Origin of the sequence: Komagataeibacter intermedius TF2 (assembly GCF_000964425.1) — a bacterium.
Taxonomy (GTDB): domain Bacteria; phylum Pseudomonadota; class Alphaproteobacteria; order Acetobacterales; family Acetobacteraceae; genus Komagataeibacter; species Komagataeibacter intermedius.
Map to the genome: position 1 here is coordinate 15,191 of NZ_BANF01000100.1, position 23,162 is coordinate 38,352.

21 protein-coding genes are annotated in these 23,162 nt (G+C 66.0%); 9 read left to right on the forward strand and 12 right to left on the reverse strand.

The genetic code is table 11. The features are described 5' to 3' along the window. Positions 1-9: 9 nt before the first annotated feature. A complete protein-coding gene (locus tag B7449_RS12485) occupies positions 10-987 on the reverse strand; it encodes a tyrosine recombinase XerC (protein ID WP_039735437.1) in 978 nt (325 codons plus the stop codon). 104 nt (positions 988-1,091) lie between these two features. Between B7449_RS12485 and B7449_RS12490 the strand changes: the two genes are divergently transcribed. Continuing rightward, positions 1,092-3,341 (forward strand): primosomal protein N', encoded by a 2,250-nt coding sequence (locus B7449_RS12490; RefSeq protein ID WP_039735436.1) that lies wholly within the window; start codon positions 1,092-1,094, stop codon positions 3,339-3,341. A 41-nt stretch (positions 3,342-3,382) separates the two neighbouring features. On the opposite strand, the gene B7449_RS12495 is transcribed toward B7449_RS12490, so the two are convergent. Continuing rightward, entirely contained in the window at positions 3,383-5,068 is a 1,686-nt protein-coding gene (locus tag B7449_RS12495; protein WP_039735435.1) for an NAD(P)/FAD-dependent oxidoreductase, read from the reverse strand. Positions 5,069-5,218: 150 nt separating this feature from the next. Between B7449_RS12495 and B7449_RS12500 the strand changes: the two genes are divergently transcribed. The 3 genes from B7449_RS12500 (at position 5,219) to B7449_RS12510 (ending at position 8,726) form a co-directional block, all read left to right on the forward strand. Next, a complete protein-coding gene (locus tag B7449_RS12500; protein ID WP_039735575.1) occupies positions 5,219-6,286 on the forward strand; it encodes a cation diffusion facilitator family transporter in 1,068 nt (355 codons plus the stop codon). A gap of 22 nt (positions 6,287-6,308) precedes the next feature. Further along, entirely contained in the window at positions 6,309-7,211 is a 903-nt protein-coding gene (locus B7449_RS12505; protein WP_039735434.1) for a cation diffusion facilitator family transporter, read from the forward strand. A 159-nt stretch (positions 7,212-7,370) separates the two neighbouring features. After that, positions 7,371-8,726, forward strand: a complete 1,356-nt coding sequence (locus tag B7449_RS12510) for a chloride channel protein (RefSeq protein WP_039735433.1) — start codon at positions 7,371-7,373, stop codon at positions 8,724-8,726. Here B7449_RS12510 and B7449_RS12515 read toward each other — a convergent pair. From B7449_RS12515 to B7449_RS12555, 9 genes are all read right to left on the reverse strand, one after another. After that, complete coding sequence (locus tag B7449_RS12515) at positions 8,709-9,746, reverse strand: glycosyltransferase (RefSeq protein ID WP_039735432.1); 1,038 nt, start codon at positions 9,744-9,746, stop codon at positions 8,709-8,711. The genes B7449_RS12510 and B7449_RS12515 overlap by 18 nt on opposite strands. Positions 9,747-9,845: 99 nt before the next feature. Further along, entirely contained in the window at positions 9,846-10,910 is a 1,065-nt protein-coding gene (locus B7449_RS12520) for a WD40 repeat domain-containing protein (protein WP_039735431.1), read from the reverse strand. Next, positions 10,907-11,908 (reverse strand): CobW family GTP-binding protein, encoded by a 1,002-nt coding sequence (locus B7449_RS12525; protein ID WP_039735430.1) that lies wholly within the window; start codon positions 11,906-11,908, stop codon positions 10,907-10,909. The genes B7449_RS12520 and B7449_RS12525 overlap by 4 nt, the downstream gene beginning before the upstream one ends. 121 nt (positions 11,909-12,029) lie before the next feature. Further along, positions 12,030-13,127: a glycosyltransferase family 4 protein gene (locus B7449_RS12530; protein WP_039735574.1), complete on the reverse strand. Its 1,098-nt coding sequence runs from the start codon at positions 13,125-13,127 to the stop codon at positions 12,030-12,032. Positions 13,128-13,143: 16 nt separating this feature from the next. Next, positions 13,144-13,812 carry a glutathione S-transferase family protein gene (locus tag B7449_RS12535; protein WP_039732699.1) on the reverse strand — a complete coding sequence of 223 codons (669 nt, stop codon included), beginning with the start codon at positions 13,810-13,812 and terminating at the stop codon, positions 13,144-13,146. After that, positions 13,809-14,918 (reverse strand): tRNA 2-thiouridine(34) synthase MnmA, encoded by a 1,110-nt coding sequence (gene mnmA, locus B7449_RS12540; protein WP_039732697.1) that lies wholly within the window; start codon positions 14,916-14,918, stop codon positions 13,809-13,811. Before mnmA ends, B7449_RS12535 begins: the two co-directional genes overlap by 4 nt. 118 nt (positions 14,919-15,036) lie before the next feature. Then, positions 15,037-15,351 (reverse strand): ferredoxin family 2Fe-2S iron-sulfur cluster binding protein, encoded by a 315-nt coding sequence (locus tag B7449_RS12545; protein WP_010515078.1) that lies wholly within the window; start codon positions 15,349-15,351, stop codon positions 15,037-15,039. Between the two features lie 32 nt (positions 15,352-15,383). After that, positions 15,384-16,565: a cysteine desulfurase family protein gene (locus B7449_RS12550; RefSeq protein WP_039732696.1), complete on the reverse strand. Its 1,182-nt coding sequence runs from the start codon at positions 16,563-16,565 to the stop codon at positions 15,384-15,386. Further along, positions 16,562-17,698: a cysteine desulfurase family protein gene (locus B7449_RS12555; protein ID WP_039732695.1), complete on the reverse strand. Its 1,137-nt coding sequence runs from the start codon at positions 17,696-17,698 to the stop codon at positions 16,562-16,564. Before B7449_RS12555 ends, B7449_RS12550 begins: the two co-directional genes overlap by 4 nt. A gap of 577 nt (positions 17,699-18,275) precedes the next feature. Between B7449_RS12555 and B7449_RS12560 the strand changes: the two genes are divergently transcribed. The 3 genes from B7449_RS12560 (at position 18,276) to B7449_RS12570 (ending at position 20,840) form a co-directional block, all read left to right on the forward strand. Further along, on the forward strand, positions 18,276-18,941 hold the full coding sequence (locus tag B7449_RS12560; protein ID WP_010507247.1) for an alpha/beta hydrolase: 666 nt from the start codon (positions 18,276-18,278) through the stop codon (positions 18,939-18,941). Between the two features lie 118 nt (positions 18,942-19,059). Further along, the gene (gene tyrS / locus B7449_RS12565) at positions 19,060-20,307 is read left to right on the forward strand and encodes a tyrosine--tRNA ligase (RefSeq protein ID WP_039732705.1); all 1,248 of its coding nucleotides are present in this window, start codon (positions 19,060-19,062) and stop codon (positions 20,305-20,307) included. Between the two features lie 11 nt (positions 20,308-20,318). Beyond that, a complete protein-coding gene (locus B7449_RS12570; RefSeq protein ID WP_039732694.1) occupies positions 20,319-20,840 on the forward strand; it encodes a DUF4186 domain-containing protein in 522 nt (173 codons plus the stop codon). On the opposite strand, the gene B7449_RS12575 is transcribed toward B7449_RS12570, so the two are convergent. Continuing rightward, positions 20,803-21,150: a Rieske (2Fe-2S) protein gene (locus B7449_RS12575; protein ID WP_235721080.1), complete on the reverse strand. Its 348-nt coding sequence runs from the start codon at positions 21,148-21,150 to the stop codon at positions 20,803-20,805. The genes B7449_RS12570 and B7449_RS12575 overlap by 38 nt on opposite strands. Positions 21,151-21,267: 117 nt before the next feature. On the opposite strand from B7449_RS12575, the gene B7449_RS12580 reads away from it, so the two are divergent. Beyond that, entirely contained in the window at positions 21,268-22,515 is a 1,248-nt protein-coding gene (locus B7449_RS12580) for an aminopeptidase (protein ID WP_039732692.1), read from the forward strand. Next, the gene (locus B7449_RS12585; RefSeq protein WP_039732691.1) at positions 22,512-23,057 is read left to right on the forward strand and encodes a hypothetical protein; all 546 of its coding nucleotides are present in this window, start codon (positions 22,512-22,514) and stop codon (positions 23,055-23,057) included. Before B7449_RS12580 ends, B7449_RS12585 begins: the two co-directional genes overlap by 4 nt. Positions 23,058-23,162: the final 105 nt, after the last annotated feature.

Genomic DNA, 23,162 nt, shown 5'->3' on the forward strand with positions numbered 1-23,162 from the left:
CAATCCTGTTCATCGTGCAGTATCGGTGGCATGGGGGTGGGCACGTGTCCACACATCCATAAGCCGGGCTTCATCCGCCAGCGTATAACGCTGCGTGGTGGACAGGCTGGCATGGCCCAGCAGGTCCTGTATCACACGCAGGTCCGCGCCGCCTTCCATCAGGTGGGTGGCGAAGGAATGACGCAGCGCATGCGGCGTTGCATGTTCGGGCAGGCCCGCCATGTGCCGCCATGTCCGCATGGCGCGCTGGGCAATGCCTGCCTGCAGGCGGCCACCGCGCACGCCCACGAACAGCGGCGCATCGGGTTGCGGCAGCGGGTGCGCGCCCCGCCAGCGCAACAGGGCCTGCATGACCTGTGGCAGCACCGGCACCATGCGTTCCTTCCCCCCCTTGCCGCGTATGCGCAGCACGCCATCGCCTTTTGTGCCATCGCCATGGGTGCGTGCCTGATCAAGATCGCGCACATCCAGCGCCAGGGCTTCGGAAATACGCAGGCCGCATCCATACAGCAGCATGAACAGCGCCCCGTCGCGCACCCGCGCCATGGGGGTATGGGCGATGTCCGACACCCCTTCGGGCACCTCCAGCGCCTGCGCCTTTGGCAGCGGGCGGGGCAGCGGGCGGCGCGTGCGCGGCGCGGCCAGCAGGCCCGGCGCCGGATTGTCGACGCCATGATGGCGTGCAAGATAGCGATAGAAGGACCGCAACGCCGAAACCCGGCGCGCGCGCGTTCGCGCAGCCCGGTCCTGCGTGGTGGGACGCCGCCCGCCCAGTGCCGTGGCATGTTCATGGGCCAGCCATGCCCGCAGGTCGGTCAGTGACAGGCCAGCCAGCGCCGCCATGTCCGGCTCCGCCCCCAGATGCATGGTCAGGAACGCAAGAAACCGGTCCAGATCCCCCCGATAGGCCGTAAGCGTCAGGGCGGACGCCCGGCGTTCGGTCTCCATCCAGTGCAGGAAGGCGTCACGCGCCCCGGTTGCCATCATGTCGCGCGTTCTTTCATCGTGCTGTCGCGTGCCTTAATGACGATGTGTGCGCCATGCGTCCATGATGGACAAGACACGGGCGACGGGCGACGGTAGAAAAACACATGCCGCATCGCAATCCTTCACAACCGGACCTGCTGCCCGCCCCTGCCGATGGCCGCGTGCGGGTCATGCTGACCCTGCCCTTTGCCGGGCCGCTGGACTACCTGCTGCCGCCACGTCTGGCGGATGCCCGCCCCGGTGACATCGTGACCGTGCCACTGGGCCGTCGCACCGAAACCGGGGTGATATGGGACGCGGCACCGCGCCTGCCGCCCGAATTCACCCCACCTCCCCAGAAGGAGGTGGCGACATCGCGCCTCAAGCCCGTGGCAGCCCGCCTGGACCTGCCGCCGCTGCCCGCGCAGCTGCGGCAGTTCGTGGACTGGGTGGCGGCCTATACCCTTTCCCCGCCTGGCATGGTGCTGGCCATGGCGTTGCGGGCCAATGCGCTCGCCCCATTGCCACGTCCCGCCACCGGGTGGGCCACGGCCCAGACGCTGCCTGCGGACCTGCGCATGACACCTGCGCGCCAGAAAGTGCTGGATGCCGCTGCCGAAGGGACACCGCTGACCACGACGGAACTGGCCCGCCGCGCGGGCGCAGGTGCTGCCGTGATCCGGGGTCTGGCGCAGGCAGGCGCGCTGCGGGCGGTTGAAATCGCCCCGCCGCCGCCTTTCGCCCGTCCCGATCCCGCGCATTGTCCCCCGGTGCTGGAAGGTGATCAGGCGGAGGTCGCAACCGAACTGCGCGCCCGCGTGGCGGAAGACAGCTTTTCCATCACCCTGCTGGAAGGCGTGACCGGGTCGGGCAAGACCGAGATTTACATGGAGGCCATCGCCGCGTGTATCGCAGCGGGGCGGCAGGCGCTGGTGCTGCTGCCCGAAATTGCGCTGTCGGCCCAATGGACGGGGCGGTTTTCCCGCCGCTTTGGCACGGAACCCGCCCTGTGGCATTCCGACCTCGGGTCACGCCTGCGCCGGGTGACATGGCGGGCGGTAGCCGATGGCACGGCACGGGTCGTGGTGGGCGCGCGCTCGGCGCTGTTCCTGCCGTTTGACCAGCTTGGCCTGATCATTGTCGATGAGGAACACGAAATCGCCTTCAAGCAGGAAGACGGCGTCACTTATCACGCCCGCGACATGGCGGTGGTCCGCGCGCGCATGAGCCGTGCGCCCGTGGTGCTGGTGTCCGCCACACCCAGCCTTGAAAGCCTGGCCAATGTCGGCGCGGGCCGGTACCGGCACCTGAAACTGGGCGCACGCCACGGCAACGCCAGCATGCCGGACGTGGAAACGCTGGACATGCGCGCGGACCCGCCCGAACGCGGGCTGTTCCTGTCGCCCGTGCTGACCGGGGCGATCAATGACGCGATCGGGCGCGGCGAACAGGCGATGCTGTTCCTCAACCGGCGCGGCTATGCACCGCTGACACTGTGCCGCACCTGTGGCCACCGCATGCAGTGCCCCAACTGCACCGCGTGGCTGGTGGAACATCGCGCGCGCCATATCCTGACCTGCCACCATTGCGGATATGACGAACCCATTCCGCAGACCTGCCCCAAATGCGCCGATGCCGACAGCCTGACCCCCATCGGGCCGGGCGTGGAGCGGATAACCGAAGAAGCCCGCGCCACCTTCCCCGATGCGCGGATACTGGTCATGGCCAGCGATACGCTGAACGGTCCCGCCGCCACCGCCGCCGCGGTCGAGCGCATAGCACGCCGCGAGATCGACCTTGTGATCGGCACGCAGATCGTGGCCAAGGGCTGGCATTTTCCGCACCTGACGCTGGTGGGAATCGTGGATGCCGACCTGGGCCTGGGCGGTGGCGACCTGCGCGCGTCCGAACGCACGGTACAGCTCCTGCATCAGGTCGCGGGACGTGCCGGACGTGCCGAGGCGCCGGGCCGCGTGCTGCTGCAAAGCTACGTGCCCGACCATCCGGTCATGCAGGCGCTGGTGTCAGGCGATTTCGCAAGCTTCATGGAACAGGAAGCCGAACAGCGCCGACCCGGTTTCTGGCCGCCCTTCGGCAGGCTGGCGGCCCTGATCGTCAGCGCCGAGACGCCAGACGCAGCGGACCTGACCGCGCGCGCGCTGGGCCAGAACGCCCCACGGCTTGATGGCGTGCAGGTTCTTGGCCCTGCCCCCGCGCCACTGGCCATCCTGCGCGGGCGGCACCGCATCCGCCTGCTGCTGCGTGCGCGACGCAGCATTGCGGTACAGCCGATCGTGCGCGAATGGCTGTCGCGCGTGAAACCCGAACGCGGGGCACGGATCGACGTGGATATTGACCCGGTCTCGTTCCTTTAGGTCTTTGATAAAAACAGCTTCATCCAAAACTTTCTTATGATTTATTGCGCGTCGGTCGCATGCGTCATGCCGCGCTGCATGGCCACTTCCACCGGGCGACCGGCCAGTGACAGCGCCACGGCCTCGGCAATGCGGATACCGTCAATCCCCGCCGACAGGATACCCCCGGCATAGCCTGCCCCCTCACCCGCGGGGAACAGGCCACGCACGTTCACGCCCTGCCCATCCACCCCGCGCGGAATGCGCAGGGGGGAGGACGTGCGCGTCTCCACCCCCGTCATGACGGCGTCCCGCATGGAAAATCCCGCTATCTTGCGTTCAAACGCAGGCAGGGCTTCGCGCATGGCGGTCACCGCGAATTCCGGCAGACAGCGCGCAAGGTCGGTGGGCGTGACACCGGGTTTATAGGACGGCACGACATCGCCCAGCGTGGTGGACGGCCTGCCATCCAGAAAATCCCCCACCGTCTGGGCCGGGGCGAAATAGGCGCCGCCACCGGCCTCGAACGCGCGGCGTTCCCATTCGCGCTGGAAGGCGATACCCGCCAGCGGGCCGCCGGGATAATCGCGTTCCGGCGTCACCCCCACCACAATGCCGGCATTGGCGTTACGTTCGGCACGGGAATACTGGCTCATGCCATTGGTCACCACCTGCCCCGCCTCCGACGTGGCCGCGACAACGGTGCCGCCGGGACACATGCAGAAGGAATAGACCCCCCGCCCGTTGGCCGCGTGGTGCACCAGTCTGTAATCCGCAGCCCCCAGCAGCGGCACGGTATCGGGCTGCCCATAACGGGCGGTATTGATGATGGATTGCGGATGTTCGATCCGCACGCCAATCGAAAACGGCTTGGCCACCATCTCCACCCCGGCCGCATGCAGGGAGCCAAAGGTGTCACGCGCGCTGTGCCCGATGGCCAGCACGACATGGCTGGCCGCGATTTCATCCCCGTCCGCCAGCCGCAGGGCGGCGATACGCCGGCCGGCCGCGCCATCATCATGCACCACGAAATCGGTCACATGCGCGCCAAAGCGGTATTCGCCGCCCAGCGCCTCGATCTCCGCACGGATATGCTCGACCATCGAGACAAGGCGGAAGGTGCCGATATGGGGACGGGACAGGTAGAGGATCTCCTCCGGCGCGCCAGCGCGCACGAATTCCGCCAGCACCTTGCGCCCGTAATGACGCGGGTCGCTGACCTGGCTGTACAGCTTGCCGTCAGAAAAGGTGCCCGCCCCACCTTCGCCAAACTGCACGTTGCTTTCGGGGTTCAGGATGGATTTGCGCCATAGGGCGAAGGTATCGACCGTGCGTTCACGCACCACCTTGCCACGTTCCAGCACCAGCGGGCGCAGCCCCATCTGCGCCAGAACCAGGGCCGCCATCAGCCCGCATGGCCCCGCGCCAATCACCACCGGGCGCACGAAAACCGCACGCCGCGCCATGACGGGACCATCATCAACCACGAAATGATAGGACGTATCGGGGGCTGCCATGATGTCGCGCGTGCCCTCATGCGCTGCAAGGATGGCGGCTTCATCCCGCACGGCGCAGTCCACCGTATAGACCAGCACGATACGGTGGCGGCGACGCGCGTCATGCCCCCGGCGGAATATGTGTATATCCATGACGTCAGCAACCGGCACACCCAGCCGGTCGGCCACCGCCTGCGTCAGGGCGGCGGCATCATGGTCGATTGGCAGGCGCAGTTCGGTCAGTCGGATCATCGGGTCGCGTTTCCATGGCAATGGGGCCGTGGCGATGCCATATCACGGTGGACCCACGCACAAAATGCGCTAAGTGCTGGTGACGTGCCGTAACCTTCTGCTAGGAAGGCGGCACATTTTCAGTTCCCCCGGATGAATGGATGCGGCCCCATGGATGAGTGCCAGCATAATCATGGCGATCATGACCGCCATGAGCATAATCACGATCATGGTCATGATGACCACGGTCACGACGATCATGCGGACCACGACCATGATGGCCATGATCACGCAGGCCATGACTGCGGGCATGACCATGGGGGGCTGTTTGGCCACCATCATGTCCACACACCCGCATCATATGGCCGGGCCTTTGCCATCGGGATCGCCCTGAACCTTGTCTACGTCATCGGGGAAGCTGTCTGGGGCGTGCGCAGCCATGCGCTGTCGCTGCTGGCGGATGCGGGGCACAACCTGTCGGACGTACTCGCACTCGGGGCCGCGTGGCTGGCGGAAATCCTGTCGCGCCGTTCGCCCAGCCGCAATTTCACGTACGGGCTGCGCCGTTCTTCCATACTGGCCGCGCTGGGCAATGCCGTCGCCCTGCTGGTCGTGACTGGCGGGATCATGTGGGAAGCCGTGCTGCGGCTGATCCACCCGCACCCGGTGGCGGGCGTTGCCGTAATGGTGGTGGCGGGCATCGGCATCGCGGTCAACGGGGTGACGGCCATGCTGTTCGCCAGCGGCGGCAAAACGGACCTGAACCTGCATGGCGCGTTCCTGCACATGGCGTCGGATGCGCTCATGTCGCTGGCGGTGGTGGCCGGTGGTGGCCTGATCCTGATGACGGGGTGGCTGCGAATCGATCCGGTCATCTGCCTTGTCGTGTCACTGTCCATCATCGTCGCAACGTGGTCGCTTCTGCGGGATTCGCTGGACATGGCGCTCGACCGCGTGCCGCGTGGCATCAACGCAGCCCAGGTGGATGCCTTCCTGCGCACGCTGCCCGGCGTATGCGATCTGCATGACCTGCATATCTGGCCGATCAGCACCACCGAAACGGCGCTGACGGTCCACCTGGTGCGCAGCGCCAGTGAAAACGGGCATGCCCCCGACGGGCTGCTGAACCGTGCGGCCCATGAACTGCGTGAACGCTTTGGCATCGTCCACCCCACCTTCCAGATCGAAACGCTGAGCGATGCCGATCACTGCATCCTTGCCGACGCCCGTACAGTCTAGGTTCCAGAGTCCCCTGCCCGATATGTTTTCCAATACCAACACCAAGATACGCGCGGCCTGGTGCAGCGTCGTGGTCAGCATCATCGCGCTGGGCATGAAATACGCGGCATGGCGGGTTACGGGCAGCATCGCGCTGTATTCCGACGCGATCGAGACGATCATAAACGTGGTTTCCGCCGTGGCGGGCCTGTGGGCGCTGCGGGTGGCCAGCCTGCCGCCCGACCACAACCATACCTATGGCCATTACAAGGCCGAATACCTGTCCGCCGTGGCGGAGGGGGTGCTGGTCGTCATCACCGCCCTCACCATCGCGCATGAGGCATGGGTGGGCTTCATGCATATGCACCCGCCCGAGGATTCGCTGCTGGGCATTTCGCTCAATGGGGGGGCAGGGCTGCTCAACCTCGGCTGGGGGCTGTTCCTCATGCGCATGGGGCGGGCGCACCATTCCCCCGCCCTTGTGGCCAGCGGGCACCATGTGCTGTCCGATGTCTGGACATCCGCGGTGCTGATCTGCGGTTTTGTCCTGATCCCGCTGACGGGCTGGCTGTGGCTGGACCCGCTGCTGGCGGCCATGATCGCGGTGAACGTGCTGCGCACGGGGTGGGACATGATGCGCACCTCCATTGCCGGGCTTATGGACGAAGCGCCGGATTCCCAAACGCTGGGGGAAATCCGCTCCATCATTTCCCACACCGCCACCGGCGCGATCGAGGCGCATGACATCCGCGCGCGTATCGTGGGCGCCATGACATTCATCGAATTCCACCTTGTCGTGCCCGGCGCCATGAGCGTAGAGGATGCCCATCATATCTGCGACCGGATCGAGGACGGGCTGCGCGCGGGTGTGGGGGATGCGCTGATCCATATCCACGTCGAGCCTGAACGCAAGGCCAAGCATACGGGCGTGCTGGTACTGCCCTAGGACCCTCCGCCCGTTCGCCAGATGGTCGGCTGACCTGCGATAAATGCTGCCCTGGCCCCGCAACCGGACTGTCCCGGCCCGGTTTTACATGTCAGTGCCGTTGCTGAAAGTACATTGCCGGTAATGCGAACCGACCTTACTGAGATCCGCAGGAAGCATATGCGCCACCTGCGCCGTTCCGCCCGCATCACCACCGAACAGTGGCGGCGCAAGCTGGCGTGCTGGGCAGCCGCCGTCGTGGTGGGGGTGGTTGCGGTGGGTTTCGCCATGGCGGCGGACGCGGCGGCCACGCTGCGCAACCATATCATCGCCATCAGCCCGTGGATCATGCTGGCGCTCACGCCTGCGGGGCTGGCGCTGTCCACGTGGCTGACGCGCACATGGTTCCGGGGCGCGCAGGGCAGCGGCATACCCCAGACCATCGCCACACTGCACCTTGAGAATTTCGCCATCATCGACCGGCTGCTTTCGCTGCGGGTGGCGGCGGGCAAGATCGTGCTGACCACGCTGGGGCTGGTGGCCGGCGGCTCCATCGGGCGTGAGGGGCCGAGCGTGCAGATCGGTGCCGCCATCATGCATGCCTGTGGCCGGTGGCTGAACCTGTCCACCGTCAGCATGCGGCGCGGGCTGATCCTGGCCGGTGGGGCGTCGGGGGTGTCGGCTGCGTTCAACACGCCGCTGGCCGGTATCGTGTTCGCGATCGAGGAACTCAGCCATTCCTTTGAACAGCGCACCAGCGGCACCATGCTGACGGGGGTGATCCTGTCGGGTGTGACGGCCATCGCCCTGGTGGGGAACTACAGCTATTTCGGGCATACGGATGTCGTGGTGCCGATCGGCATAAGCTGGATCGCCGTGCCGACCTGCGGCATCCTTGGCGGGATCGGGGGCGGGGTCTTTTCCGCCATCCTGATCCGGGCCACGCGCGGCCTGCCCGGCGGGCTGGGACGCTTTGCGCGCGGCAGGCCGGTTGCCTTCGCCGCCGCGTGCGGGCTGCTGCTGGCGGTGATCGGCATCGCATCGGACGGGATCACCTATGGCACCGGCTATGAACAGGCGCATGAAATCATTGAAGGCAAGACGCACTATCCCGCGTCCTTCTTCATCCTGAAGTTCATCGCCACCATCATTTCCTACTGCTCGGGCATTCCGGGGGGGCTGTTCGCGCCGTCGCTGGCCATCGGGGCCGGGTTCGGGGGGTGGGTCGCGCAGTTCCTGCCACATACCACGCCCGGCGCCGTGGTGCTGCTGGGCACCGTGGCCTATTTTTCCGCCGTGGTGCAGTCACCGCTGACCGCATCGGTCATCGTAATGGAAATGTGTGACAACCAGCAGGTGACGCTGGCGCTGCTGGCCACGTCGTTCCTGGCCTATGGCGTCTCACGCATGATCTGTTCGCAGCCACTTTATGCCGCACTGGCCGAAGCGTTTCTGGATGGCATGGCCACCGCACCCCGCCCCCCGGTGGCGACACCGCGCCCGCCGGCCGCGCCGCCCCTACCCACCGCGCGCTGACAGCACCCGGTCATACAGCGCACGCCACTGTGCCGTGACCGCCTGGCGGGTAAAACGCGCTTCGTAGTCCCGCCGCCCCCCCGCAACGATCCGCGCGGCCAGCGCCGGTTCATCCAGCACGCGCCGCAGGGCGGCGGCCAGCGCGGGTGCGTCGTCAATGGGCACCAGCATGCCATTTTCCCCATCGCGCACATGCGCCAGGGGACCTGCCGCGGCACAGGCAACCAGCGGCACATCCGCCGACCAGGCATCCAGAATGACGGTGCCAAAGGGTTCATAGCGCGACGGCAGCACGCATATGTCCGCCGCCGCCAGCAACGCCCCCCGGTCCGACCGCCAGCCAAGGAAATGCACGCGTTGTGCAAGGCCCAGCCGCGCTGCCTGCACCATGAGGGCCGTTTTCAGCTCCCCTTCCCCCGCCAGCCACACATGGCAGCGCGGCAGCAGGACCAACGCATCAAGCAGCGTCTCCAGCCCCTTGGCCGGATGCAGGCGCGACAGCACCAGCAGCACCGGCGCGTCCTCCGGCGTATCCAGCGACCGGCGGGAAACCGGCGGCTGGGGCGTGACAGAGGGAAAGGTCGGGACATAGGCCACCCGGTCCGCAGGCGCGCCACGTTCACGCATGGACCGCGCCATGTCCGGCGTGCAGCCCACAAACCAGTCGCAATGCGCGAAGGGACGCAGGTCCTTGTAATTGCCAAACCAGCCGATGACGGGAACACCCGTATGCGCGGGCACCAGTTCCGCCGCGCGGCGCAGCCAGCAATGGATCAGGTCGGGCTGCATACGTGCAATCAGCCCACGCAGCGCACGGCGGGCCAGCGGACGCAGCGGCAGGCGCAAAGGCCCCGTTTCCACCGCCACCCCCGCCTGTTGCAGTTCCTTTCTGCGCGGGGCATCAGGATGCATGGCGACGCATTGCGCAAGCCCCGTCCCCTGCAGGCTGAGCATGACATCGGTGGAATACAGTTCGGCCCCACCATTGCCACGGGCGGCCATGACATGAAGTACGCGCATGCATTGCCCCGTCACCTGACTGCAATTCATGAAAGGCTTCAGGGAACGCCGCCTTTGTGAAAAAAGGCAGCGCCCGGAAACCTTTATGACCTGATCTGTTTATTTGGCGCTCAGATCCACCACGCAGGCGCGGCCATCTTCCGAGCCGAAGGCAAGGCAGCAGCCATCAGGGCTGAATTCCAGCGCCGTCACCGCGCCCGACCCGCCGATGCATACCGGCAGGATACGCTGTGCCCCGGTATCGGCCATCAGCACCGATCCGTCGGCAAACCCCGCCGCCACAATATCGTGGACAGGGTGGCAGGCAACACGGGTGCACATCACGCCCGGCAGGCCACCGGCCTCCGCTGGTGGCTTGCCCATCGGGCCACCACCAAAGAACGGCCACATCACGATCGTGTCCGCCCCGCTGGTCACCAGCCATTTGCCATTGCGGGTAAAGGCCATGGACTGCACCTTGGACGGATAACCGCTCATGCGCATGTTGTGCCCGTCCGACAGCCGCCAGCCATGCAGTTCCGATTCCTGCATGGAAGTCACCAGCGCCTCGCCCGCCGGATGGATGGCGATGCCGATATGGCTGCCCTTCCATTCCAGCGGGCGCACGGTATCCACCTTCGCCTGCACGAACCACATCGACGCACCATTGTAGTGCGAGGCCGCGATGCGCTTGCCCTTGGCGTCAAACACGATGCCGCTGACGGTGGATGGATGCTCCAGCACCTTCAGCGTCGTGTGCCCGTCAGCGTCGCGCAGTTCGACCTGCCTGCCCGATGCAAAGGCGATCACGCCGCCCTTGCCATTGGTCCATGTCGTGATGTGTTCGATCCAGCGGCGGCCTTTCACAAGGTCGCTTACGCTGCCATCAGCGGCAATACGGCGCAGGGCATTGTCATCACCGCCAGTCAGGAAGCCGGTGGGCCCGGCGTCGGGCGCGATGGCAAGGATTGCACCGTCATGCACGGTCGTGACGGTCCATGCATCCGACTGGCCCCAGTCGGCCCGCTCCGCCACCATGATGTCGCCCTCACCCGTGGCGAAGGCAACCTGCTGGCTGTCGCGTGAAATGGTGCAGCCGGTGATCTGGCCGTCCAGCTGGCGCATGGCCCCACGACGTTCCAGCAGGCCAGTGGCGGGAATGGTATCGTTCACGGTATCGCTCATTTCGCACGGCAGCTTTCAAAACCGCGGCGAAGCTGCGGACGGTTGAGGTTCCGGCCAATGAAGACAAGGCGCGACACACGCGGCTCGCCGTCCTTCCACGGGCCAATGAAACCGCCATCGGCCATCATGTGCACGGCCTGAAAGGCGAAGCGCTGGTCCTCGCCAGCATAGTTCAGTATCCCCTTGGCGCGCAGGATGTCGGCGCCCTGTTCCTGCAGCACCGCGCCGATCCATGCCTGGAACCTGGCGGCGTCCAGCGGCTCTTCCACTTCATAGGACAGGGAGGTCACGTCCGCTTCGTGGGAATGGCTGGTGTCCTCGAGGAAATGCGGCGCGTGTTCCAGCGCGCGCTGCAGGTCGAACCCGCCCTGGTCCAGCACATCGGACAGCGGCACGTCGCCACGCTGCGCACGGTGGATGCGTGCGACGGCGTTGATGGAGCGGATGCGCGATTCGATTGTGGCCAGCGCCACTTCATCCACAAGGTCGGTCTTGTTGAGGATGATGACATCGGCAAACGCGATCTGGTTCACCGCCTCGGGGCTTTCATCCAGCGTCTGGATGACGTTGTAGGCATCGACCACCGTGACCACGGCATCCAGACGGGTCTTCCCACGCACGTCCTCATCGACAAAAAAGGTCTGGGCGACCGGGGCGGGATCGGCCAGGCCGGTGGTTTCGACAATGATGCCGTCAAACTTAGCCCGACGCTTCATGAGGTTGCCAAGGATGCGGATCAGGTCGCCGCGCACGGTGCAGCAGATGCAGCCGTTGTTCATCTCGAACACTTCCTCGTCAGCATCCACCACGAGGTCGTTGTCCACGCCGAGTTCACCGAACTCGTTCACCACCACCGCGTATTTGCGGCCATGCTGCGCCGTGAGGATATGGTTGAGCAGCGTCGTCTTGCCCGCGCCAAGGAAGCCCGTCAGCACCGTCACCGGCACAAGGGTATTCTGGGCTGCGGCGTCGGGCGACGCCTGAACGGTATCGGACATGTGGCCTCCGGTCTTTTCAAATTGCCTGCATCATGCGTGGCGTTAAGCCTTGTCTGCCCAGATATAGGGCCATGGGGCGACCTGTCCCATACCCGTCAGCACAGAAAAACGGAAAAGACGCTCAGGCCCCGCCCCGGTGCAGGGCGGCATCACGCATTGCCGCACGACAGGCGCGGGCATGATCAATGCTGAAACGCGCGGCCTGTATGCGCCCGCGCGCGGCAAGGGCGTCACGCGCGGGCAGGTCGTCCATCAGTCCGGCAATGGCGCGGGCCAGCCCCACCGCGGGTTCGGGCGCGCACAGCAGGCCGCCATTGCCCACCACTTCCGGCAGTCCCCCCACGGGGGCCGCAATCAGGGCTGCGCCCGCGGCCATGGCTTCCAGCGCGGTCATGCCGAACGGTTCGGGCCAGCGGCTGGGCACGACCACGATGGACGCCTGCGCCATGGCGGCCAGTACCTGTGCATGTGGCCTGTAACCAGCCATCTCCACCCCCGCCGACGTGGCCATGGGCAGCAGACCGGAGACGAACGGCGTCACCGGCGCATCGGCCCGGAAGCGGTCGGCGCCGATCATGCAGGAATTCCAATCGGGATGGGTCTGCGCAAGCCGTGCGCAGGCCGCGACAAACAGGTCCGCCCCCTTGTCTGCAACAATACGCCCGGCAAACATTACGCGGCGGGCACGCTGCGCCATGGGCGGCACGGTTGCGGGCAACGCCACGCCATTAGGCGACAGTCCCACATGCCGCGCACAGGTATCCGGCAGGCCATCAAGGAACCGCTGACGCACCCAGCCCGACACGCAGGCCACATCCATAAGCCGCAGCAGGGCGCGCCGCTGTGTCGGTGTCTGTGCATCCCGCATGCCCTGCGGGTCGTTATGCAGCACCAGCAGCACGCGCTGACCGGGGCGATGGCGGGCAATGTAGTGGGCGGTATCGGGGCGGTTGTGGACTTCCGCCACGGCCGCGCCACTTTCGGCCACCGCGCGCAGCACCGCGGCGGCGTACCGCACGCTGCGCCTGCCCGGCGGCCACAGGCCGGGCTGCACGGCGCGATAGTCGTGGCCCGGCAGCAGGGACGGTCCCGCCAGCGGTGGCCCCACAATGACATCCTGTGGCCCCGCAAGGGCCGCAACCTGCAGGCCGATCGCCCCTACCGCGCCGGGGGAAAACCCCTCCCGCGCGGGCAGGACCACGGCCACGCGCCACGGCATGGTCATGGGCGGCGTCTCAGGCGATATCCTCGAAACGGGACTGCCGCCATTCGGCGGGTTCCTGTGCGGCCTTCTGGTACCAGTCATCAACCAGCGGGTGGGTGCGCACCGCCGTCATGTAAGCCCGCGATTCCGGTGACGGGTTGATGCCATAGGACAGGAAACGCGCGACAATCGGCGCGAACATGGCGTCCGCCATGCCAAACGTCGCCCCGAACAGGAACGCGCCCCCCTTGCCAAAATCCAGCCGGGCTTCGGTCCAGATGGCGTCGATGCGGGCGATATCCGCATCAATGTCAGGCGTGGTGCCCGCCGCAAGCGGGCGGCTGTCCCGCCCGAGGTTCATGGGCATGGCCTGCCGCACGGCGCGGAAGCCTGCGTGCATTTCCGCCGAGATGCTGCGCGCGTACGCCCGCTGCCGGGCGTCCTGCGGCCACAGGCCGGGGGCCTGTTCGGCGCAGTATTCGCATATGGCGATGCTTTCCCACACCGCGATGTTCCTATGTTCCAGGTAGGGCACCTTGCCATTGGGCGAAATGGTGCGGATGGCTGGCGTTTCCCCATTATCCGCCAGCGGGATCACCTGTTCGCGCACATCCAGCCCGGCCAGCCGCACGGCCAGCCACCCGCGCAGCGACCATGACGAATACCGCCGCGTGCCAATGACCAGAATTCCGTCACTCATGATGCCGCCTTTCCTTCGCTTCCGGCCTGAACAGCGTCCACCCGGCGGATAAAGCCACCGCCCAGCACCCGCGTGCCATCATACATCACGCAGGCCTGCCCCGGTGCGGGCACCGCACCTTCATCCAGTTCCACACGCGCGCCATTGTCCGGGGCCTGCCACACCGTGGCGGGCCGGGCGGCTTCACGCGCGCGGATCTGCACAGCGCAGCGCAGGCCCTCCGGCCCCGGCGGGGGCACCAGCCAGTTCATGTTGCGCAGCATGAGCGTACGGGCAACGGCCTGCGCGCGGGGGCCGATCACCACCCGTTTGCTGGCGGGTTCGATGCCGACCACCATCTGGCGTTCGCCATGCTGCATCGCGGCATTGCCCAGCCGTTTGCTCTGTCCCACGGTGTAGCGGGTCACACCTTCATGCTGGCCCACCACATGACCGGCCCGGTCCACGATTTCACCCGCCCCCGTCACATCGGGCCGCAGTTTTTCCACCAGCCCGGCATAGGAACCGTCGGTCACGAAACACAGGTCCTGACTGTCGGGCTTGGCCGCAACCGCCAGGCCAAAGCGTTCGGCTTCCGCCCGCACGGCGGCCTTGTCCGGCATGTCGCCCAGCGGAAAGCGCAGGAAATCAAGCTGGTCACGCGTGGTCGCGAACAGGAACCATGACTGGTCACGCCCCGCATCGACGGGACGGTGCATTTCCACACCATCCGGGCCATCCACGCGGCGGACGTAATGGCCGGTTGCCATGGCATCCACCCCAAGGTCACGGGCCATGCCCAGCAGGTCGGTAAACTTCACGCCCTGATTGCATGCAACACAGGGCACGGGGGTTTCGCCCGCGGCATATGCATCGGCAAATGTGCCGATCACGCTGTCATGGAAGCGGTGTTCGGCGTCGATGACGTAATGGGGAATGCCCAGCCTGTCGGCCACGCGGCGGGCGTCGTGAATGTCGCGGCCCGCGCAGCACGCGCCCTTTTTCGTGCTTTCGCGTGAGTCATAGAGCTGGAGGGTCGCGCCGATCACCTCGTGCCCCTCGTCCACCAGACGGGCGGCAACGACGGAACTGTCCACCCCGCCGGACATGGCCACAAGAATGCGCATGGCTTGGTTCCACTTCCCGATGACAGGCAATGCCCGCAGGACTATCCGCCCCCGGGCATCGCACGTCAAACATCATGTTGCGCGCGTATCATTCCGCGCGGTGTATCACAGGCGCCGGTCAGGACGTGCGCGGCAGGCGCACCACCAGACCGTCCAGCGCCTCGGTCATCACGATCTGGCAGCCCAGACGGGACGTTTTTTCCAGACCGAAGGCAAGGTCGAGCATGTCTTCCTCGTCCTCGGTCGGGGGCGTCAGCTTCGGCGCCCATTCGGGGTCAACCACCACATGGCAGGTGGCGCAGGCCAGCGAGCCCTCGCACGCACCTTCCAGGTCGATCCCGTTCTTGTGGGCGATTTCCAGAACTGACAGGCCCAGCGGGGCCGCAACTTCACGGCGGGTGCCGTCACGCTCGATGAATACTATATGCGCCATCTTTCCATCCTGCCTGCTACCATTCGCCCGATCTATGGCGAAGAACTGCCTGTCGCGCGGCACCGTGCCACAGCCTGGCACATGATTGCCGCTGCGCGATCCACATCGGCGGCTGAGGTATAGCGTCCGACGGCCAGACGCAAGCCTCCGGCGGCCTGAACCCCATCCAGCCCCATGGCCGTCAGCACATAGGACGGCGTCACCTCGGCCGAGGAACAGGCCGACCCGGTGGACAGGCACAGCTGCGGCACGGCCCGCAGAAGGTCCAGCGCCCGCACCCCCTCAAAGCGCAGGTTGAGGTTGCCCGCCAGCCGTCCCGACATGCCGCCATGAACATGCACGCCGTCGCATCCCGCATGCAGCGCCGCCAGCAACCTGTCCCGCAGGCCTGCAAGCCGCGTGCGCTCCGCCACGCCTTCGCTGCGTGCGATCCGGCACGCGGCCCCGAATCCGATCACCAGCGGGGCGGGCAGCGTGCCCGAACGCAGGCCGCGTTCCTGTCCGCCGCCTGAAAACAGCGGGGCCAGCCGCACGCGCGGCCTGCGGCGCACGAACAGTGCGCCCACCCCCTTGGGGCCGTACAGCTTGTGCCCGGACACGGATGCAAGGTCGAGATCCCATGCCCGCACGTCCACATCCACCTTGCCCACGGCCTGCGCCAGGTCGCTGTGCAGCAGGGCGCCCGCCTTGCGGACCAGCGGAGCGAAACCCGCGAGATCGTGTATCACACCGGTTTCGTTATTGGCGGCCATGATGCTGACCAGCAGGGTCGGGACGCGCAGCGCCTCCTCCAGCACGGCCGGGTCCAGCGTGCCATCGGGCCGGACCGGCAGGATCACCGGCTCGCACCCTTCACGGGCCAGGTCACGCACCGATTCCAGCACGCATTTATGTTCGGTCGCCAGCGTGATGACCCGCCTGCGCGCGTCCCCCCGGTCCAGCAGGTGACGCACCGCGCCCTTGATGGCGATGTTGTTGGCTTCCGTCGCCCCGGAGGTCAGAACGATCTCTCGCGCGTCCGCCCCCAGTATCGCCGCAACTTCGGCGCGGGCCTGTTCCACCGCGTCATGGGCCGCGCGCCCCGCCGCATGGTCCAGGCTGTGGGGATTGGCGAAGCTTTCGGTAAACCACGGCATCATTTCCGCCATCACGCGCGGATCGCATGGCGTGGTGGCCTGATAGTCAAGATAGATCAGGTCAGGATACGCAGTCATGCCGCACCTGCCTGCATCGCGGGCAGGCGCCCGGCCATGGCCGTGTAGGCCGCGATGAAGCCATCGACCTGCGCCTGTGTCACCGACCATGGCAGGGACACACGGATGGCGCAGCCTGCTTCCTCCCCAAAGCCCATGGCGTCCAGCACATGCGAACGCGTAACCTTGCCCGATGAGCAGGCTGACCCGGCCGAAACGCCGTATCCCGCCATGTCCAGCGCGATCAGCTGCGTCTGCGCCCGCCGTCCGGGCAGCAGCAAGCTGCTCGTATTGGCCAGGCGCGGGGCACCCGCACCGCAGACCTGCGCACCCGCCGCCACCGCCGCCGCCTCGATCCGGTCGCGCAGCGCGGCCAGTCGGGTGGCCTGCTGCGCCATATCCGTCACCGCCACCGTGGCGGCAGCCGTCATGCCGGCAATGGCGGGTAGCGCGGGCGTGCCGCCACGCCGGCCCTGTTCCTGTCCCCCACCCGCCAGAAGCGGGGTGATGGCATGGAACCGCGCACCCGCCAGAAACAGCGCGCCAGCCCCCTTCGGGCCACCGAATTTATGGCCTGAAATGGCGATGCTGTCCGCCCCCAGCCCGTCCATGGTGAAGGGAATGCGGCCCGCTGCCTGCACCGCGTCCACATGCAGCAGCGCGCCATGGGCATGGCAAAGTGCCGCGATGTCGGGCACGGGATTGATGACACCGGTTTCGTTATTGGCCAGCATGACACAGACCAGCGCGGGCGTGCCGCCATCGGTCGCCAGCATGCGCGCCAGCGCGCCGGTATCCAGCACGCCATCGCGGCCAACGGGCACCACCTGCGCCCGTGCCGCCGCCCTGACCGCGTCATGTTCGCTGGCCCCCACCAGTACCCGCCTGCCATGGGCCTGACCGGTAATGGCCAGCACGTTCGCCTCCGTCCCGCCCGATGTCAGGACGCAGTTTTCCGCCGTCACCCCGAACAGGGCGGCCAGCCCCTCCCGCGCGGTTTCCAGAACGGCGCGCGCGGCACGCCCTGCACGGTGCACGGATGCAGGATTTCCCACCACGTCCGCCGCTGCGACCATGGCGGCCAGGGCCTCGGGCCGGACGGGTTCGGACGCATTCGCGTCGAGGTAGCCAAAACTGTCACGTCGGGTGTTCATGCTGTCCAGCCATATGGTTACGCCAAGTCATTTTGCGACATGAATTACGATTTATCTGGCATTTTGTGAATCCACACCGCTATAAGGCAGCGCAACATAATATTTATTGCAACGTGTTATGGCTGGTGCACACACCGTTTCCATACCGCTGCCTCAATGTCGCCCGCCCGCCATCCGGGCATGGCAAGGAGAGCAAACCGATACGACACACCCGGCCCGCCACCGAAAAAAAAGCCTGATCCCCATGCCGGGTGGACACGATGCATGACCATATCTGCCCCCCGCGCAGGGCACGCCTGCCGAAGACGCACTTTTGTCCGGTAGGCAACAGGCCCATTATCAGGCGGGTTGGTATACTTTCGGCCTGGCACCCCAGACCGGATCAATTCTGTTTTTCGTGTGACCGCCAGCGGGTGAATACACGGTGTATTCCAGCTTCCGGCACAGTTGACACCGAAAGACAGCAGTTTCTCTGCCTGCCGACCTGACGGGGCATCGCCGGTCGGGCGGGCTGCAACAGCAACATTTCCTGCCGCAATGCCTGGAATGCGCGGGAAAACGCAAATGCGGGACACCTATGCCTGAGGTCATGTTTGCCGGCCCTGATGGCCGTCTGGAAGGTCGATACCATCATTCAAGCGCGCCCAACGCGCCGCTTGCGCTGGTACTCCATCCCCACCCGCTGCATGGCGGAACCATGAACAACCGCATCACCTATGCGATGTACCGCGCGTTCGAGAAAATGGGCTTCTCGGTCATGCGCTACAATTCGCGCGGGGTCGGTCGCTCGCAGGGGCGCTATGACGGCGGCATTGGCGAGATTTCGGACGCCGCCGCCGCCCTTGACTGGATGCAGATGGTCAACCCGAACGCCAGCGGCCTGTGGATCGCGGGCTATTCGTTCGGTGCGTTCGTCGGCATGCAGCTGCTCATGCGCCGCCCCGAGATCACGGGCTGGATCAGCGTGGCGCCGCCGGCCAACCACTATGATTTCGGCTTCCTTGCCCCCTGCCCGTGCGGCGGGCTGATGATCGCAGGCGAAAATGACGAACTGGTGCCCGAACCCGCCGTGCGCAAGCTGGTGGACAAGCTGAACACCCAGAAGGGCGTGACGGTGGACTACCGCATATTCAAAGGCGCGGACCACGTCTTTGCCAACCATGCCGATCAGGTAGCCGAGGCGCTGGAAGACCATGTCAGCACGGTCATGAACCGCAAGGCGCTGGCGCTGGCCGCCGACTGACGCCCCCAATCCACCCCGGTCGGGCCGGGCTGTTCCATGATGGGCCGTGAACATGCTAGAGGCTGGTCCGCGCCGGGGCGGCCCGGCCAGCGATGCCTATCACAGCGCGGAACAGATCATGCCCAAGAGTGAATTCCTCCGGGAAGCCGAAGCACGCGGCTTCATTTTCCAGTGCACCGACATGGACGCGCTTGACGCGGCCATGCAGGCCGGTCCGGTGGGGGGCTATATCGGTTTCGATCCCACGGCGGACAGCCTGCACGTGGGCAGCCTGATCCAGATCATGATGCTGCGCCTGCTGCACCGCCATGGCCACCGCGCCGTGGCGCTGGTTGGTGGCGGCACCGCGAAAATTGGCGATCCTTCCTTCCGTGAGGAAGCGCGCAAGCTCATGACGGCGGAAACCATCGCCACCAACATGCGTGGGGTGGAAGGCTGCCTGCGGCAGTTCCTGCCACTGGGCACCGGGCCTGCCGATCCGCTGCTGACCAACAATGCCGACTGGCTGGACCGGCTGTCCTACATCGACCTGCTGCGCGATGTGGGTATCCATTTTTCCGTCAACCGCATGCTGTCCTTCGACTCGGTGCGGTCGCGGCTGGAACGTGAGCAGGGCCTGACGTTCCTGGAGTTCAATTACTCCATTCTCCAGTCCTATGACTTCCGGGAACTGAACAGCCGTCATGGCGTGACCCTGCAGATGGGGGGATCGGACCAGTGGGGCAACATCGTATCGGGCATCGACCTTGTGCGCCGGATGAATGGTGCGCAGGTGTTCGGCCTGACAACGCCGCTGCTGACCACAAGTTCCGGCGCGAAAATGGGCAAGACGGCGCAGGGTGCCGTCTGGCTTTCGGCGCAGCGGCTGCCGGTTTTCGAATACTGGCAGTTCTGGCGCAATGTGGAAGATGCGGATGTTGGCCGCTTCCTCAAGCTGTTTACCGAACTGCCCATCGCGGAATGTGAGCGCCTTGCGGCCCTTGGCGGCGCGGAAATCAATGAGGCGAAGAAGGTCCTCGCCACCGAGGCCACCGCCCTGTGCCACGGCCGCGCCGCCGCCGGGGAAGCCGCCGAGGCCGCACGCCGCACGTTCGAGGAAGGGGCCGTCACCGCCGCCGCCCTGCCTACCGTTTCCCTGCCCGCCGCCCTGCTGGCCGAAGGCGTGCCCGCCTTCCGCGTGTTTGTGGAAGCCGGTCTTGCCACAAGCAACGGGGAGGCCCGCCGCCTGATCCGTGGCGGCGGCGCGCGGGTGAATGATGTGGTGATCCGGGACGAGGCGCAGGTCGTGTCCGACAGGGACCTGATTGACGGCGCGCTCAAGCTGTCATCGGGCCGCAAGCGCCATATCCTGGTCCAGCCGGCCTGAAGGACACAGCCATGACACGCAGGCGGGCAGGCCGGGACAGGACGCAGGCGCAGCAGTCCGACCTGTTCGCGCCCGCCATGCCGCCAGTTCCTGTCGCGCCAGAAGGCCCCCGCCCGGCCACGCCAGACCTGAACTCTCTACCCGCCGTGCCCCGGGAACTGTGGGAACGGCTGGCCTATTCACGTTTCCGCGCGCGCTTTCACCTTGGGGCAAGGGAACGGGAGTACCTGGCCACGCGGGGCCTGCCGGAAGTCATGACGCACGCGGCGGATTTCATCGCCACCCGACTCGCCCCCGCCCAACCGGACAAGGACGGGCGGCAGACCCCATGGCGGGGCCATCCGGTTTTCATCGCCCAGCATGCCACGGGCACCTGCTGTCGTGGCTGCGTTGCCAAATGGCACGCCATGCCCGCAGGCCAGCCGCTTGATGCGGCACAGCAGGCCTATATCCTGTCGGTCATACAGGAATGGATCAGGCGCGATGCGGCGACCGCTACGCCACAATCCGCGCCCAGACCTGATCCCCGCTGATCCAGCATTCATACGAACGCGGCATCGGTCCCGCCGCCTCCACCCGGCCACCGGGGGCCTGCGCGCGCCCGTCAGGGCCGAAGGTCCACATATGCAGCGGGCAGACAATGCGGCCATACAGCACGTAGCCGGCGGACAGGCGGGCGTTGCCATGTGGGCAGCGGTCATCCAGCACGGCGGGGCGGTCGTCTTCCACCATCCACACCACCAGCGCCCGGCCATCGCACATGACCCGCCGGGGTTCTTCACGTGCGGCGGATACTGCGCACAGGGAACGGGAACCCGGTAACGCCTGTTTCATTGAACTCATGCCTTCTCCCTGCTGCGCAGTTACCATCTTACGTGAATGGGGTGTGTCGTCTATCGTGCATGCGCCCTGTCGCAGGCATGCGGCGCACCGGCCAACATTAACAGGATATGATGACGCATGGTTCTTTCCCCCCAGCATGAACATCTTCTGGACCGTCTGGCTGAGGTCGCCGTCCGCGTTGGTGTGAATGTCGCGCACGGGCAGCAGCTTCTGATCACGGCACCGCTGGATGCCGTGCCGCTGGTCCGCCGCATCACGGAACACGCCTACAGGGCCGGGGCGTCGCTGGTGACACCGTTCTATGCCGATGACGTGGCGACACTGGCCCGCTTCCGCCACGCCGCCGATGATACGCTGGACACCGCCGCCGACTGGCTGCAGGACGGCATGGCCAATGCCTACCGCAAGGGGGCGGCGCGCATGGCGATTACGGGTGGCAACCCGGTGCTGCTGGCCAATGAAAATGCCGAACGCGTCTCCCGCGTGGGACGTGCGGCGTCGCGCGCGGGGCGTCCGGCCATGGAACTGATCACCCGCTTCGCCATCAACTGGAACATCGTGGCCTTCGCCACCCCCGCATGGGCGGCGCAGGTGTTTCCTGACCTGTCGGCGGATGCGGCGGTCAGCCGGTTGTGGGACGCCATTTTCCAGGCGTCGCGCGTGATGGTGGACGACCCGGTGGCCGAATGGAAAGCCCATAACGCCCACCTGCACAAACGTGCGACATGGCTGAACGAACGCCGTTTCGCGGCCCTGCATTTCACCGGGCCGGATACCGACCTGACCGTGGGGCTGGCCGATGGCCATGCATGGGCTGGCGGGGCGGAACCCGCGGGGAACGGGATCATCTGCAACCCCAACATTCCGACCGAGGAAGTGTTCACCACCCCGCACGCCCGCAAGGTCAGCGGGACAGTACGCGCGACCAAGCCGCTGTTCCATCAGGGCACGCTGATTGATGATATCGCCGTGCGTTTTGAAGATGGCCGCATTGTCGAAGCCCATGCCCGCACCGGGCAGGACGTGCTGGAACGCATACTCGATACCGATGACGGCGCGCGCAGGCTGGGTGAAGTGGCGCTGGTGCCCGCGTCCTCCCCCATTTCACAAAGCGGCATCCTGTTCCGTAACACGCTGTTTGACGAAAACGCCGCCAGCCACATCGCGCTGGGCCAGTCCTATGCCAAATGCATGCTGGACACCGACAGCCTGACCGAAGCCCATCTGGCGCAGCAGGGGGCCAATACCAGCTTTATCCATATTGACTGGATGATCGGGTCCAGCAAAATCGACGTGGACGCCATCAACCATGATGGCACCCGCGAACCCCTGATGAGACAGGGCGAATGGAGCAACCAGCCATGACTTCTTCCTTCGTGCGCAAGGCGCTTTTGGCCACCACATGCGCCCTTGCCCTGACCCGCCTGCCCGCCGTCATGCCGTCCGCCATGGCCCAGCAGCCCACGCAGCAGATGACCCAGCAGGCCCCAAGCGCCGCCCAGCAGGCTGCGATCAGGCATGATATGGAAACCGTGGCGCAGTACAGGCTGCCCAAGGACTTCTTCACGCGCATGACGCCGGTGATGGAGCAGATCCGCAATTCACGCATCACCCCCCCTGAAACGCCGAACCTGTCGCTGGACGATACCATCAAGCGCACCGAAGCCATGCCCCAGCTTGCGCCGATCCTGAAGCAGGGTCACATGACGGCGCGTGAATTCGTCATGGGCATCACCACCTTTGGCATGACCGCCGCCGTCATGCAGCACCCCCCGCAGGACAGCAAGTCCATCCCACCGCTGAACCCGGACAATGTCAGCCTGCTCAAGTCACATACGGCGCAGACGCAGGCGCTGATCCAGATCATGAACGGCAGCGATGGCCAGCAGCAGGACATGGGACGTTAACCCCCAGCAACCTGTTGATAACAAATAAAAGTCTTTAGGCGCCGCCTTTTTTTCAAAAAGGCGGCGTTTCCTGAAGAAACCGCGCCAGGAATGCCTTCATGACCG